This window comes from Halomicroarcula saliterrae (genome assembly GCF_031624395.1).
Classification (GTDB): domain Archaea; phylum Halobacteriota; class Halobacteria; order Halobacteriales; family Haloarculaceae; genus Haloarcula; species Haloarcula saliterrae.
On sequence record NZ_JAMQON010000003.1, the window covers coordinates 434028 to 448864 of the forward strand.

Annotated in this window: 14 protein-coding genes; 8 read left to right on the top strand and 6 right to left on the bottom strand. The window is 68.0% G+C overall.

The annotated features are described in order from the left end of the window. The first annotated feature begins 513 nt into the window (after positions 1 to 513). Positions 514 to 1125: an MBL fold metallo-hydrolase gene (locus NDI56_RS13435; protein ID WP_310920051.1), complete on the top strand. Its 612-nt coding sequence runs from the start codon at positions 514 to 516 to the stop codon at positions 1123 to 1125. Positions 1126 to 1210: 85 nt separating this feature from the next. On the opposite strand, the gene NDI56_RS13440 is transcribed toward NDI56_RS13435, so the two are convergent. Beyond that, positions 1211 to 1360, bottom strand: coding sequence for a 50S ribosomal protein L40e (locus NDI56_RS13440; RefSeq protein WP_220588446.1), 150 nt, complete (start codon positions 1358 to 1360; stop codon positions 1211 to 1213). Between the two features lie 130 nt (positions 1361 to 1490). Between NDI56_RS13440 and NDI56_RS13445 the strand changes: the two genes are divergently transcribed. Then, positions 1491 to 2552: an enolase-like domain-containing protein gene (locus tag NDI56_RS13445; RefSeq protein ID WP_310920052.1), complete on the top strand. Its 1062-nt coding sequence runs from the start codon at positions 1491 to 1493 to the stop codon at positions 2550 to 2552. 156 nt (positions 2553 to 2708) lie between these two features. Here the strand turns inward: NDI56_RS13445 and NDI56_RS13450 are convergent, their stop codons facing one another. Then, positions 2709 to 3224 carry a DUF367 family protein gene (locus tag NDI56_RS13450; RefSeq protein ID WP_310920053.1) on the bottom strand — a complete coding sequence of 172 codons (516 nt, stop codon included), beginning with the start codon at positions 3222 to 3224 and terminating at the stop codon, positions 2709 to 2711. A 129-nt stretch (positions 3225 to 3353) separates the two neighbouring features. Between NDI56_RS13450 and NDI56_RS13455 the strand changes: the two genes are divergently transcribed. From NDI56_RS13455 to NDI56_RS13465, 3 genes are all read left to right on the top strand, one after another. Next, entirely contained in the window at positions 3354 to 5048 is a 1695-nt protein-coding gene (locus NDI56_RS13455; RefSeq protein WP_310920054.1) for a redoxin domain-containing protein, read from the top strand. Then, positions 5041 to 5382, top strand: coding sequence for a nuclear transport factor 2 family protein (locus NDI56_RS13460; RefSeq protein ID WP_310920055.1), 342 nt, complete (start codon positions 5041 to 5043; stop codon positions 5380 to 5382). Before NDI56_RS13455 ends, NDI56_RS13460 begins: the two co-directional genes overlap by 8 nt. A gap of 142 nt (positions 5383 to 5524) precedes the next feature. After that, positions 5525 to 5992 carry an NUDIX hydrolase gene (locus tag NDI56_RS13465; RefSeq protein ID WP_310920056.1) on the top strand — a complete coding sequence of 156 codons (468 nt, stop codon included), beginning with the start codon at positions 5525 to 5527 and terminating at the stop codon, positions 5990 to 5992. Here NDI56_RS13465 and serS read toward each other — a convergent pair whose 3' ends face one another. Beyond that, entirely contained in the window at positions 5993 to 7375 is a 1383-nt protein-coding gene (gene serS, locus NDI56_RS13470; RefSeq protein ID WP_310920057.1) for a serine--tRNA ligase, read from the bottom strand. A 345-nt stretch (positions 7376 to 7720) separates the two neighbouring features. Between serS and NDI56_RS13475 the strand changes: the two genes are divergently transcribed. From NDI56_RS13475 to NDI56_RS13485, 3 genes are all read left to right on the top strand, one after another. Then, positions 7721 to 8623 (top strand): MBL fold metallo-hydrolase, encoded by a 903-nt coding sequence (locus NDI56_RS13475; protein ID WP_310920058.1) that lies wholly within the window; start codon positions 7721 to 7723, stop codon positions 8621 to 8623. A gap of 67 nt (positions 8624 to 8690) precedes the next feature. Then, a complete protein-coding gene (locus NDI56_RS13480) occupies positions 8691 to 10568 on the top strand; it encodes a cation:proton antiporter domain-containing protein (RefSeq protein ID WP_310920059.1) in 1878 nt (625 codons plus the stop codon). A gap of 96 nt (positions 10569 to 10664) precedes the next feature. Further along, positions 10665 to 11264: a DUF5789 family protein gene (locus tag NDI56_RS13485; protein ID WP_310920060.1), complete on the top strand. Its 600-nt coding sequence runs from the start codon at positions 10665 to 10667 to the stop codon at positions 11262 to 11264. A 216-nt stretch (positions 11265 to 11480) separates the two neighbouring features. Here the strand turns inward: NDI56_RS13485 and NDI56_RS13490 are convergent, their stop codons facing one another. From NDI56_RS13490 to NDI56_RS13500, 3 genes are all read right to left on the bottom strand, one after another. Further along, the gene (locus tag NDI56_RS13490) at positions 11481 to 12614 is read right to left on the bottom strand and encodes a thiolase family protein (RefSeq protein WP_310920061.1); all 1134 of its coding nucleotides are present in this window, start codon (positions 12612 to 12614) and stop codon (positions 11481 to 11483) included. Positions 12615 to 12689: 75 nt separating this feature from the next. Then, positions 12690 to 13151 carry a pyridoxamine 5'-phosphate oxidase family protein gene (locus NDI56_RS13495; RefSeq protein ID WP_310920062.1) on the bottom strand — a complete coding sequence of 154 codons (462 nt, stop codon included), beginning with the start codon at positions 13149 to 13151 and terminating at the stop codon, positions 12690 to 12692. Between the two features lie 78 nt (positions 13152 to 13229). Beyond that, on the bottom strand, positions 13230 to 14792 hold the full coding sequence (locus tag NDI56_RS13500) for a DUF1508 domain-containing protein (protein WP_310920063.1): 1563 nt from the start codon (positions 14790 to 14792) through the stop codon (positions 13230 to 13232). Between the last annotated feature and the right edge of the window lie 45 nt (positions 14793 to 14837).

Genomic DNA, 14837 nt, shown 5'->3' on the forward strand with positions numbered 1-14837 from the left:
CCCCCCCCCCCCCCCCCCCCCGACCGGGTTCGCCCTTCCAGTCCGCCAGGGACTGCACCGCGAACCTGCCCTTCCCCGGGTCACTCCGGACCGGCACTGCCGGCCCACTCGCTCCCGGCCGCTGTGCGGTCAGGACGCGTGTCGCTCGCGTCCGCGAGCGACCGGGGAGGGGTGGTGGTCACATCCGCGAGCGCGCTCTGTCGCGCTCGCCGCTGCTGTCCCTGGCGGACTGAAAGGGCGAGGCGGGTCGCGGGCGCTGTGGCGGCACTACCGAGCGAAGCGAGGTATCCGTCACAGCGCCCGCGAGCAGCCGAGGGCTTTCGGGCTGTGGAAAGACAGAGCGGTTTCATCTACTGCTAGCGAGCAGCCGAGGGCTTTCGGGCTGTGGAAAGACAGGGCAGTCTCATCTACTGCTAGCGAGCAGGTATCGTTCGAGACGGAGCGGTCCACAGACGGGCAGTCCGCTCCGCCCAGTCCTAGACACTCAAGCGCGTCCCACCACACGGTTCGAGCATGGAGGTCCACAACGTCACGGCCGACGCAGAGACGTTCACGTGTAACGCCTACCTCGCGACCGGCGAGCGGCCCACGCTGGTCGACGCGGGCGGGTGGGAGGGCGTCGTCGACGCCGTCCGCGAACACACCGACACCGTCGACGCCGTCGTCCTGACCCACCAGCACGGCGACCACGTCCAGCAACTCGATGCAGTGCTCGACGCGTTCGACGCCGAGCTGTACGCGTACGCCGAGCATCCGCGCCGCGACCACGCGCTCGCGGACGGCGACGAGGTGCTCGTGGGCGACGAGACCTGCGAGGTCGTCTACACGCCGGGCCACGCCGACGACCACGTCTCGCTGGTCTCCGAGCGGTCGCTCTTCTCGGGCGACGTGGTCGTCCACGACGACGGGGCCTTCGAGGGCGGCTCCTTCGGCCGCACCGACCGGCCGGGCCAGTCCCGCGAGCGCGAAATCCAGAGCATCCGCGAGTTGCTCGACCGGCTGCCCGAGGGCGTCGAGGGGATGTACTCGGGCCACGGCGGCGTCTTCCACGGCGACGTTCGCAGTATCGTCGAGCGGGCGCTGGAGCGGGCCGAGCGCCGCGAGCCGAAGTATCCGAACGAATAGTCCCGGTATCGCCGGTCCCGACCGGGCGGCCGGCGAGCGTCGTCACTGTGGGACCGGGAGCCGAAAACGCGACGGGGTCGCAGAATCAGGCGCTGCGGGTCTCTTTGGCCTTCGGGCGGAGGTTACCGTAGCCGCATTTCCGGCACTGCTGGGCGCGCTGTGGGTTGCGGGCGTTACATCGCATGCAGATCTGCTTGTTCAGAATCCGGTCTGACGCTTTCTCGAAGCTGGCCATGGGTGCCGGTTGCCTGTGCGGGCGTTTAAAGTTTGAGTTTCCGACCCGTACCGTCTCCGACCGCTGTCACGGTCGCCCGGCACACCGGCGCTTGGCCGCGCTTTTTTAGGCTGGCGCCCCTCTGTCGGGTATGTACGACCGCGTCGCCGACCTGCCACTGACCGTCGAAGACACCGCTTTCGAAATGCGCGAGCGGGCGACGTCGTCCGGGTTCGACCGGGCGACGACCACGATTTCCCTCTCGGGCGGCGGCGAAACCGGCCGCGGCGAGGACGTGACCTACACGAACGCGGCCCACCACGCCGTCGTCGACCACGCGGTCGACCTCGCGGGCGAGTACACGTTCGATTCCTTCTCGGCCGCCCTCGACGACGCAGACCTCTGGCCCGAGCCGCCCGACGAGGAGCGCTTTCGCCACTACCGGCGCTGGGGCTTCGAGAGCGCGGCGCTGGACCTCGCGCTGAAGCAGGCCGACACCAGTCTGGGCGCGGCGCTCGACCGCGCGTACGACCCCGTCGACTTCGTCGTCTCGACGCGGCTATCGAGCCCCGACAGCGACCAGCCCCCGACGACCGACCGGCTCGACTCCCTGCTGGCGGTGCACGACGACCTCGCGTTCAAGCTCGACCCGACGCCGGACTGGGGCGAGGACCTGCTGTCGTCGCTGTCCGACTACGACGTGCGCGTCCTCGACCTCAAGGGCCTCTACGAGGACGAGAGTCTCAGCCACGACCCCGACGCCGACTTCTACCGTCGGGTCGCCGACGCACTGCCCGAGGCGCTGCTGGAGGACCCGAAGCTGACCGAAGCGACACGGCCCGTCTTCGACGGGCGGGAGGACCGGGTCACGTGGGACGTGCCTATCACCGGCGTCGAGAGTATCGAGGCGCTGCCGTTCGAGCCGGCCGTCCTCAACATGAAACCGTCCCGGTGTAGCACCGTCGAGTCGGTGCTCTCGACTATCGACTACTGCGAGCGCGAGGGTATCGAGCTCTACGGCGGCGGCCAGTTCGAGCTCGGCGTCGGCCGCGACCACGTTCAGGCGCTGGCCTCGCTGTGGTATGCCGATGCGCCCAACGACGTGGCGCCGGGCGGGTACAACGACCCCGAGGCCGCCACGGGGCTGCCGAGCAGCCCGCTCGCGGCCCCCGCCGACCCGCGCGGTATCGGTGTCGGCTTCGGCCCGACCTGAGAGATGAAGGCGAATTTACAATACCGCCGTCGTGCTACTGTCTCGCATGTACTGTCCAGCCTGTGGCACGAGGATAGAAGACGAACTCGAAGCCCACGCCCGGCACGCGTGTCCGTACTGTGACGCGGGGCTGCTCGAACCGACGGCGCGATAGCGTCACTCCTCGACGAGATAGTCGTCCTGTACGTCGACCACGGCCGTCGAGTCCTCGCAGTCCGCGTACCGTTCGAGGGGTTCCTCGTTGAGTTCGAGGAACGTGTGGCCCCACGAGAACTTCGAGAGGATCTCTTCGGCGTGTGCGCGCTCGCCGAGGATACAGAGCGCGCCGGCGAAGGCCTCGACGGTGTTCAGCTGGAAGGGGGTACCGTAGTTGACCGGGTTGCCCGCGACGAGGAAGGGGAGCGACCGGTGGACGCCCTCGAGGTCGAACGCCTCCCGTTTTGCGGTCTCCCACGAGCAGTCGAGCGCGACCAGCCGGTCGTGTCGGGCGCCGTCGCCCGCCGTCGGGGCGTCGGCCGGTGAGAGCGCCTGCTCGGCGAAGGGGTTGAGGACGATGCCCGGCGGGGTCGAGCGGGTCGCTCGGTGGAGCTCGGTCAGGTCGAACCGGGCGAGCTTCCGGGCGCTACACTTCTTCGGGTCGTCGTCGCCCTCGTAGCGAACGTGCAGTTCCACAGCGGCCCTACCGCGGCGGCGGGCAAAAGGCGCTCGGTACACCGTCACGGACCGCCCAGCGGCGGTGAAACCGCCCTCTCGACTCGATTTCGCACCCACTCTTAAGTACTGACAGTTCGATTACCGGCTGTGCTTTCAGAGGGGGCGACCGCACCGGGGTTCGAGCTGCCGGCGCTAGTCGACGGTGAGAAGCGCCGCGTCGCGCTGGCGGAGTATCTGGGCGACGACGTGGTCATCCTCGCGTTCTACCCCGCGGATTTCAACCCGGCCTGTGACGAGGAGTCGTGTGACCTGGACGAACTGGACCTCTTTACGATGCAGAAGGACGTGACCATCCTCGGCATCAGCCCGGACTCGGTGTACAGCCACCGCGCCTTCGCCGAGCGCTACGACCTCAAAGTGCCGTTGCTGGCCGATACGGACGGTGAGGTCGCCGAGCGGTACGATATCGACTTCGTCGACGACATCGGCCAGCAGCTGCTGGAGCGCGCCGTCGCCGTCGTCGACCACGACGGCACCGTCCAGTACAGCTGGAGCACCGACGACATGACCGAGCTGCCACGCGTCGAGGAGCTCAAGGACGCGCTGGCGGAGACCGGCGGCGACGACACCGCCTTCGCCCGCTATCGGGTCGGCCACGCCCACTACACCGAGGGCCGCCGGGCGTTCACGTCGGCGATGGACCGCTTCCGGGAGACGGAGTGGATGATGGCCCAGCACGACTTCCAGCAGGCCCGCGAGGAGTTCGAGGAGGCCGCAGACCAGTTCGACACCGCGGTCCGGTTCGTCGACGACGAGTCGCTGGCTCCCGTCTACGAGGACTCGAACGAGAAGGCCACGGCGCTGTGGCAGGCCGCCGACTGGCTCGTCCGGTCGGCCAGCGCCTACTCCAGTGGCAGCGGGACCGAGGGCCAGCAGCTCCGGGACGACGCCGAGATGCCGCTGGCGACGGTACGGGAGTATATCGAGCCCCCGGACCCGGACGACGAGTGGCCCCCGGACGTGACGGATCTGGAGAAAGACGACGCCGACGACCACAGCGTTCTCCCGACCGAGACCGAGGTCGAGGACGCCGCGCTGGCGGTCGATATCGACGAGGAGATGGCTGACACCGACGAGGCGGTGGACAGCGAGACGGCAGACGGGGACCTGTCCGGAGGCGAGGTCGAGCTGGACGGTCTCGACGGTGAGGCGGTCGACGACGATATCGACGACGATGCGGCCGTTGACGACGATATCGACGACGAGGAACTGGCCGAGATTCAGGCCGAACTGGCCGCCAACCACCCCGAATCCGAACCGACGGTCGAGGAGGTGACCGAGGAGCCGACCGCGATTGTCGACGCGCCGCCGATGGGCGAGGACCCCGACGGGACCGCGGACGAACCGGCCGATGCGACACCACAGGTGCGTGGAGACCAGTCCGACGGCGAGCCGGACGAGGAGTCCGGCCGCGATGACGACACGGGGCTGGACATGCCGGGTGACCCGGCGGAGACGGACGCGGAGGACGGGGTAATGGAGACGGATGTGGAGGACGGGGCGACGGAGACGGACGCAGAGGACGGGGCGACGGTGACAGATTCGGAGGAAGGGGAGGAATCGACTGCGCCGAGCGCGTTCGAGCTGGCGGAGCCCGACCCCGACCCGCTCGGTCCCGAGGTCACTGCCGGCGGCGACGGGGCTGGACCGCGTGACGACGGCCGCCCCGGAGACGACGACGAGCCTGCCGCTGGGGCAGCCGAAGGCTCGACCGCGGAGGGTGAGGACGACGGGACGCTCGAACTGCACGACTCTCGGGGGGAATCGACGGCGGATGAGTGAGCCGCCGACGGCGCCGGCCGACCGGGCCAGGGCCTACTACCGGGCGCTGGACGAGGGCGACTACGAACTGCTCTCGACGCTGCTCGCCGGGGGCTTTCGCCACGACCGACCCGACCGCACAATCGAGGGGCGCGAGCGGTTCGTCCGGTTCATGCGCGAGGAGCGACCCCAGACCGACACGACACATCCCGTCGACGCGGTGTACCGGGACGACGACGGGGTCGCAGTGCGCGGTCGCCTGCTGGACGCCGACGGCGAGCGCATCGTCGGCTTCGTCGACGTCTTCGAGTTCGCCGCTGAGCGCATCGAACGCGTCGAGACGTACACCCGGTGAGCGGGGACAAAACATATATCGGCCCGTCCGCGACAGTAGGCACTGGCTATCACGTGTATCGACACCATACCACGACCGGCCGGCGGATTCGACCAGCGGTTAGGTGCCGTGTAGTTATGTCCAACAGACCGGAGACGTGTCCATGGTGAACGGGTCCGCGTCGCGACAGGAAGCCACGAGCGAGGCACTGACCGGTCGGTTCGAGCCGCGAACGGGAGCGAAGGCACTCGTGACCGGTGACCGCGCGGTACTGCTGGTCAGGGAGCGCCACGGCGACGGCTCGCCGTTCTGGACGCTCCCGGGGGGCGGTGTCCGCGCCCACGAGACCCCGACCGAGGGACTGCGTCGGGAACTGGTCGAGGAGCTCGACTGTCGGGCACAGATAGAAGGTCGGGTGTCGACGTTCTGGTACGCTCACGACAGCTTCGACGAGACGGTGTCGGTGTACACGGTGTTCGACTGCTCGCTGCTCTCGGCACCGGCTCCGAACCCCGAAGAGGGGGTCTTCGAGTCGCACTGGGCCGACCCCGAGGAACTCCCGCCGGCGACGCTTCCGCAGGTCAGGTATCTCTGTGAACGCGCCGTCGGGGGCGCGATGGCCGACGACTGATCACTCGCGCTTGCCCGACCCGACAGCGCTCTCGCCGATTGGGGCCGACCCCTCGATGCGTTCCTGTCCGCCCATATACGGCCGTAGCGCCTCCGGAACGGTCACGGTCCCGTCGTCGTTCTGGTAGTACTCCAGGATAGCGACTATGACTCTGGGCACCGCCAGTCCGGAGCCGTTGAGCGTGTGGAGGTAGTCGGCGGACTCGTGGCGTTCCGGCCGGTAGCGCAGCCCGGCCCGTCGGGCCTGAAAGTCCTCGAAGTTCGACACCGAGGAGACTTCCAGCCAGCGGCCGCCCACGTCGGGGCCGTCGTCCATGTCGTCACCGGGCGCCCACACCTCGATGTCGTACTTCTTGGCCTGGGTGAAGCCCATGTCGCCGGTACACATATCGAGGACGCGGTAGGGCAGTTCCAGTTCGTCCAGCACGGCGGCCGCTTCGTCGAGCAGCGAGTCGAGTCGGTCGTAGCTGTCCTCGGGCCGGACGAAGTTGACGAGTTCGACCTTGTGGAACTGGTGGACCCGGACGTATCCGCGGGTCTCGGTGCCGTGTTCGCCGGCCTCTCGGCGGAAGTTCGGCGAGAACGCCTGGTGTTTCACCGGGAGGTCGTCGTCCAGCAGAATCTCGTCGCGGTACATGTTGGTGACCGGCACCTCCGCCGTCGGCAGCAGCCAGAGGTCGTCCTCGTCGATGTCGTCGTCCTGGCGCCGGCCCACCCGGTAGGCGTCCTCGTCGAACTTGGGGAGTTGCCCCGTCCCCTCCATCGACGCCGAGTTGACGGGGATGGGTGGCAGCACGTCCGAGTACCCCTGTTCGCGGTGGAGGTCGAGCATGAACTGGACCAGCGCGTGTTCCAGTCGCGCGCCCTCGCCCTTGACGAACTGGAAGCCGCCGCCGGACACTTTCGCGCCCCGCTCGAAGTCCAGAATGTCGAGCTCCTCGCCGAGGTCGTAGTGGGGAACGACCTCGTCGGGCAGCTCCCGCAGGTCGGAAAAGCCCGAGCGCGACCGCTCGACGTTGTCGCTCTCGTCCTCGCCCGTCGGCACCGAGTCGTGGGGGACGTTCGGCAGTTCCAGCAGCGCGTCTTCGAGCCGGGCCTCCAGTTCGTCCGCGCGGTCCTCTATCTCCTGGAGTTCGTCCTTGAGCTCGCTGGAGCGGTCGATAGCCTCCTGTGCGGCCTCCTCCTCGCCCTCCTGTTTGAGCTTGCCGATCTTCGAGGACACCTCGTTGCGCTCCTGTCTGAGCCCGTCGCCTTTCGCCTTCAGCTCGCGCCACTCCTCGTCGATAGCCAGGACCTCGTCGAGGTCGACGCCGGTGACGCCCTTGCGCTCGATGGCGTCACGGACCGTCTCGGGGTTCTCCCGGACGAACTGTCTCGATAACATGGTCGACGGTTCTCGACGGGCGAAATTAGGCGTGTCGGTCCTCGCAGCAAACGGCGACTGGAGCGGTCGTGTGTCGGGGCCGGGGACGACGGCCAGAACGCCCCGAGCGGGACGAGGGCGGCCGCCGAGTTCGGGGACTCGGCCTCGAAAGCGGAGCTCCGTCCGGGTCAGGACGGAGAGCACGCACGCAGCGCTCCCACAGACCGCACTCCACGTCCGTCTCACCGCCAGTCTACGCTCGCCCACGACCGTTGCTACGGGTTCCAGTCACAGAGATATAAACGCCCCTACGCTCGTCGACACCCCGAGCACAACGGTTTTCCACGCAGGCAATCACCTTTCGGTATGGCAATTGGCGACGTGTACGACGCCGAGGACTGTGCGGATGTCCACTACGTCGACACGGGGATGTACGACGTCGCGGAGTACGGCTCGGTGTACATCGTCGACGCCGAACGACCGGCGCTCGTCGACACCGGCATCGGCGCCCGCTACGAGACCATCCTCGATGCGATGGCCGAGGTCGGCGTCGCACCCGGGGACCTGGAAGTCATCGCCCTCACGCACGTCCACCTCGACCACGCGGGGGGCGCGGGCTATCTCGTCGAGGAGTGTCCGTCGGCGACCGTCTACGTCCACGAAATCGGCGCGCCCCACCTGGCGGACCCGACGCGGCTCTGGGAGGGGACGAAAGAGGCCGTCGGCGACCAGGTGCAGTACTACGCCGAGCCCGAGCCGGTGCCCGAGGAGCGAATCGTCGAACTCACAGACGGTGACGTGATCGACCTCGGCGACCACAGCCTCGAAGCCCGCCACGCGCCGGGTCACGCGCCCCACCAGGTCGTCTTCCACGACCCCGCTATCGACGGCGTGTTCACGGCCGACGCCGCGGGCCTGTTTACCCCCTCGGCCGACGAGGTCAGCGTGACGAGCCCGCCGGTGAACTTCGACCTCGACCAGGCGCTCGCGGACGTCGAGACGATTCGGGAGATAGACCCGGAGACGCTGCTGTACGCGCATTTCGGGACGGAGCCGACCGGCGACCGGCTCGACGAGTACGCCGAGAAGCTGGACGCGTGGGTCACCGCCGTCCGCGAGAAGCGCGCCGAACTCGGAGACGACGCGGCCGTCGTCTCCCACTTCGTCGAGACTGTCGAGACGCCCGACGTCTGGGGCGAGCACAAGGCCCGCGAGGAGGTCGCGCTGAACGTCCGGGGCGTGCTCGTGATGCTGGACCGCGCGGCGTGAGCACACTCGCGCGCTGACCGACGTATGACGGGTTTTATACACGGGAGCACCGTTGGCAGCAGTGTAGATGGCCGCTACCCAGCTACTGTTGCTCGTCGCGGGTATCATCGCTATTGGCGTCGTCGCGCAGTTGCTCTCGAGTCGACTCCAAGTCCCCAGTATCATCTTCTACATCGCTGCCGGGCTCGCGCTGGGTGAGCCCGGGCTGGAGCTTCTGACCGCCGAGACGTTCGGGAGCGGCCTCCAGACGATCGTCGGTATCGCCGTCGCCATCATCGTCTTCGAGGGAGCGTTCCACCTCAAGATAGAACGAATCAAGGAGGCGCCACAGGCCGCGGTTCGCCTGGTGACTATCGGCGCACTCATCGCGCTGGCGGGGACCGCCGCCGCCGTCAAGTACGCCTTCGGCGTCCCGTGGAACCTCGCACTGACCATCGGTGCGTTGCTGGTCGCGACCGGCCCGACCGTCGTCACGCCGATTCTGGACGTCGTGCCGGTCAGGGACCGGGTCGCGGCCGCACTGGAGACCGAGGGGATCGTCAACGACGTCACCGCGGCGATTCTCGCGATCGTCTTCTTCAAGACGGTCAACCCCGAAGCCGTCGCGGAAGGGTTCCTGAACGCGTTTTTCAGACGGCTCGGGACCGGACTGCTCGTGGGGGTAATCGTCGCCGCCACTCTCTACTATCTCATCCGCTACATCGACCTCTCGCCCGACAGCGCGCCCCGAAACGCCAGATTGCTGGTGCTGGCCGGCGCCCTGGTGGCCTACGCCGTCGCGAACTGGCAGGCCACCGAAGCCGGCGTCGCCGCCGTCGCGGTTGCCGGGTTCCTCCTTGGGAACGCGGATATCCCCTACGAGGCCGACATCGAGGACTTCAAGGGCGATATCACGTTACTCGTGCTGTCGTTCGTCTTCATCGCGCTGGCAGCGTTGCTAGAGATAGACGTGCTCCTCGGTCTGGGGCTCCCGGGACTGGCCGTCGTGGTCGCCGTCGCGCTGGTCCTCCGACCGATTCTGGTGTTCGTCTCGACGATGGGCAACCGGTTCACCCGGGAGGAGCGCGTGTTCATGAGCTTCGTCGGTCCGCGGGGTATCATCCCGGCCTCGGTCGCGACGCTGTTCGCGGTCGAACTCCGAATCGCCGCCGAGGAGCTGAACAACCCCGTGCTGGCGGAGCAGGCGAGCATCCTGCTCGGCGTGGTCTTTCTCACTATCTTGCTGACGGCGGTCTTCGAGGGCGGTCTCGCCCGACACATCGCGGAAAAACTGGACGTGATACCAATGCGAGTCATCATCGTCGGCGGCGGACAGGTGGGCCGAGCGCTCGCCACGCGCCTCGAAGACCGGGGCGAGAACGTCGTCATCATCGAGCAGGACGAACAGATCGTCGAACAGACCCGAAACGCCGGGTTCAGTGTAAAGAACGGCAACGGAACGGACACGGACGTGCTCCGGTCGGCCGGGGCCGAGAACGCAAAGACCGTCGTGGCCGCGACCGGCGACGACGACGCGAACCTGCTGGTCGCCCAGCTGGCGAGCTCGAAGTTCGACATCGAGCGAATCATCGCTCGCGCGAACAACCCCGACAACGTCGAGGCGTTCGAGGACCTGGGCGTCCGGACCATCTCCTCGGCGATGGCGACGGCGTGGGCCATCGACAACCAGATAGAACGCCCCGCCATCGCCCACTGGATGACCGACGTGGGCCGGACCGGCGACGTTCAGGAGGTCAAGGTCACGAATCCCGACATCCTCGGCAAGCCCGTCAGCGAGGTCGGCCCGATGCTCCCAGAGGCCTGTCTCATCGCGCTGGTCAGCGGCGGCAGCCACAAGGACGCCGAGGTCCCCACCGCCGACTACGTCCTTCAGGAGGGCGATATGATCACGCTGCTGGGCCGCAAAGAGTCGGTGCGCGACGGAATGGCGCTCGTCAACACGTAGCGGACCTTCGGTTTCCGATATCGTCGCTGCCACTGACGGAGTCACCGGGAGACGACGTGCCACAGGATTATCAGGTTGGGAATCCTACATTTGGTGATGCCAGACGACAAACGAGGACGGGAGAAACAGGCTCGGGACGCCGACCGACGGCAGCGGGCGCGTGCTATCGCGGCGGAGCTAGAGCGGATGGAGGAGACGGAGCCGCCGGTGGCGACGGACGCGCTCGACGACCTCGAAACGGAACTCGACGAGGTGACCTTTCCGGCGACCGGCGCCGAGGTGGTCGAGGCGGTCGGAGAGCGAACGATACCGTCCGACGAGGGGCTCGTCCGTATCGGTGAGCTCGTCCCGGAGACGGCGACAGAGACCTTCGCCGTCCCCGCCGACGTGACCGCGCGGGTACAGCGGCCGACGATTGCCGCGATGATGAAGCGGATCGTCGAGGCGAACGCGGCAGTCTCGAACGACAGACTCGGCGACTCGCGGCGCAAAGCCTACGAGAAGACGCTCAGGGCGCTCAAGTCTATCGACGCCGACGACGAAGACGAGGGTGTCGAGGTCATCACCGACTGGATAGTCGAGCAGACCCACGAGGACGAGCAGCCCCCGGGTTCGCGGTCGGTCCGTCGGCGAGCGGCCGAGTTCTGCCGGGAGAACGGCTACGAGATACGGAACGACGAGTGGCTGGGCATCTGAACTGCGGGGCTCGCCTCGTCATCCGCGGTGGAACTCGATGGCCGCGCCGCTGCCACCTTTTTCGGCCTCGGGTGCGCTCTCCCCGTTCGCGCACCACTCGTTGAAAAACGTGGGCGAAAAAGGCCGAGCGCTCGCTGACTCACGGGCGCGATGCGCCCGTTCGTCTCCGCGGTCGCAAGCGACCGCGCACCGCTCGCGCTCGGACGCAACCACCACTCACCCGCGGTGGAACTCGATGGCCGCGCCCTGTCCGAAGCCGACACACTCCGTCGCGAGTCCCAGCTCGGCGTCGCGTTTTTGCATCTCGTGGAGGAGCGTCACCGGGAGGCGAGCGCCCGAGGCACCCAGCGGGTGACCGATAGCGATGGCGCCGCCGTTGACGTTGAACTGGTCGGGGTCAAAGCCCAGTTCCTCACGACAGTACAGCGTCTGCGCGGCGAAGGCCTCGTTGAGCTCCACGAGGTCGTAGTCGCCGGGCGTCCGGCCGGTCCGGTCGGTCAGTTGGCGAACCGCCGGGACGGGACCGATGCCCATCACCGTCGGGTCGACGCCGACCACTTCGTGGGCGCCGATTTCGGCGAGCACGTCGAGCCCGTTCTCGTCGGCGAACTCGCGGCTGGTGACCAGCAGTCCGGCCGCGCCGTCCGAGACCTGCGAGGCGTTGCCCGGCGTCACCGTCCCGTCCGATTTGAACACCGTGGGGAGTTCCGCGAGCGTCTCTAGCGAGGTGTCCCGGCGGATCCCCTCGTCCTCGGAAACGGTCCCTTCCGCCGTCTCGATGGGCACGAGCTCGTCGTCGAAGCGGCCCGAGTCCGTCGCGTCGGCGGCCCGTTCGTGGCTCCACAGTGCGTACTCGTCCTGGGCCTCGCGGCCGACGTCGTGTTCCTCGGCGACTTTCTCTGCGGTCATCCCCATCTGCAACTCGCCGATGTTGTACTGTTCGGCGAGGCGCGGGTGGACGTTGTGGGTGTTCTCGCCCATCGGAACGCGGGACATCGATTCGACGCCGCCCGCGACGAGCACGTCGCGCTGGCCGGCGGCGATCGCGTCGGCGGCCCGCATCAGCGCCTCGGCGGAGGACGCACACCAGCGGTTGATAGTCGAGGCCGGGACGCTCTCGCCCAGCTCCGACAGGAGCGCGATGACGCGGGCCACGTTGTTCCCCTGCTCGCCGCGCTGCTGGGCACACCCCCACAGCAGGTCGTCGACGGCGTCGGGGTCGATACCCGTGCGGCCGAGCAGTTCGTTCACCAGCGGAATCGAGAGGTCCTCGCTGCGGACGCCCGAGAGCGCGCCGTCCTCCTTGCCCTGTGGCGTCCGGACGGCGGCGACGATAACCGGTGTTTTCATGGCCGCGTCAACGGTCGCTTTCGTGTTAAACCCTCACAAACTCCGGGCCACGGACGAGCGGTTGTCGGGCACGCCTCAGGCGGACTCGAAGCCCGGCGGGAGGCCGGTGTGTTTGTAGCCGGTCCACTCGTCGGCCTCGAAGCGATAGACGGTCACCTCCTCCGTCTCCATCGCGGCCTCGATGACGTCCGGCCGCCACGCGGCTTCGAGCACCGGCGCGACGTCGCCCCACTCCTCGCCCGGGATGGCCTCGACGGTGCCGGTCACCAGTACACTCTCCCAGTTGAACGGGCTCTGAGCGGAAAAGCTCAGAAAGCGGGCCCGCTCGGTCCGCTCGATGAGGCCGCGCTTGCGGCTGTCGGGGCCGCCGACGAACGTGAAATACAGCGTCGACTCGTCGTCGAACCCGTAGGACATCGGAAGCAGATACGGCACGTCGCCGGTCGGGAGGCCCAACACCCCCATCTTCTGGTTCGACAGGAACGCCCGGATGGACTCGTCGTCCATCTCGGTCAGTGGGAGCTCTTCAACTGTCATACGAACGTAACTTCGACCGAGCGGCGAATAAGTCGTTCGGCGATTCCCACGTCACGGGACGCCGGTCCCCTGACGGCGCTACTCGGACTGCTCGGCGCCGGGCCCGTGGCGCTTGACCCGTTCGATGCTCTCGACGGCGGCGCTTCGCTTCGGGAACCCCTGGCCGCCGTCGGCGATAATCCGCCCGTTGCGGTGGCGGAGCCGCCAGCGCCACTTTCCGGCCGTGTCCTCGTACACCTCGAAGGCGGCGCTCCCGATAGCCAGCAGGTCCGCTTCGGCGGTGTAGTTCTGGACCCGTTCGACCGCGCGCACGGCCTTGTTGCGCTCCGTGTACCCCTCGCCGCTGTCGGCGACGATACCCTCGTCGTTTCGCAGCCGCCAGCGGAACTCCCCGCCCGCGTCTTCGTACACCTCGAAGCCGTCGCCGACGGTCGCGTCGGGGGCGACCGAGCGGACCTCGTCGGCGGCACGGCGGGCCGCTGCCCGCGTGTCGTACCCCTCGCCGCTGTCGCCCAGAATCTCGCCGTTCTTGTGCAGCAGGCGCCAGCGGTACCGGCCGGCCTTGTCGGCGTACACCTCGAAGGCGACCGGGTCGACCCGCAGGTAGGCCGCGCCGGGGACGTGGGCGCGCACGCTTTCGAGCGCCCGCCGGACGTTGGACTTCGAGGCGTACCCCTCGCCGCTGTCGGCCAGCACGTTCCCGTTGTCGTGGCGCAGCCGCCAGCGGAACTCCCCGGCCTTGTCCTCGAACAGCTCGAAGGTGCCCTGGCTATCGGGGGCCGGCACCTCGGGGACGTCCTCGACCGTGTCGTCCTCGGTGGCGTCTTCCAGCAGGACGACGGCCCCGCCGGCGGCGTTGCTCTGGACGCTCCGGAGCCCCTGCATCGCCTTCTGTCGGGACGAGTACCCCTGTGCGCTGTCGGCGACGACGTTGCCGTTACGGTGGCGGAGCCGCCAGCGCCACTTCCCGCCCTTGTCGGCGTACAGCTCGAAGGTGGCCTTGCTCTCCATCGCGACGGCGATGGTCGCCTGTGCGGCGGCGAGTTCGCCTTCGGTGGCGTCGAGCAGCGCCGAGAGGTCTTCGCGGGCGGACTCGCTGGTCACCAGCTCCTCGGCCAGCTCCGACCGCTCGGCGCCGGCCTGCTCGGCCGTCGAGTCGGCCCGCTCGGCCCTCGTGGTCGCCTCGTCGGCCGTCTTCCGTGCCTGCTCGTATGCCTCCTGTCGCCCGGTCAGCAGCGGCGCGACGACGGCGCCCACCGCGGCCAGCGTCAGTCCGACCACGTACACCGTGACGGCGGGGTTCCCCTCGGGACCGTTCCAGCCCGAGGGATAGATAAGCGTGAACCACAGCGTCCCGGCCAGACAGACCAGAGCACCGCCGTAGGAGACCAGCAGCGCCGTGCGTCCCAGTGGGAGCCGCATCGTCGGCCCGACAAAGAGCGCGACGACCGCGACGGCGCCGAAGACGTAGCCGAACTCCCGCAGTGTCGACCGCGGTGCGGCGGCGTAGAACAGCACGAGACCCACTGCGCCGAGAACGATGCCGGCGACGAACAGCCAGTAGCCGTACACCTCGTCGTCGGTCGTCGGCGTCCCGATACGACCGCGATACACCTTAGATAACGCTCCATCTGATGTCATAGTTCCTTTTTCACACACCAAGGATATATACTTTAGTAGCTGTCA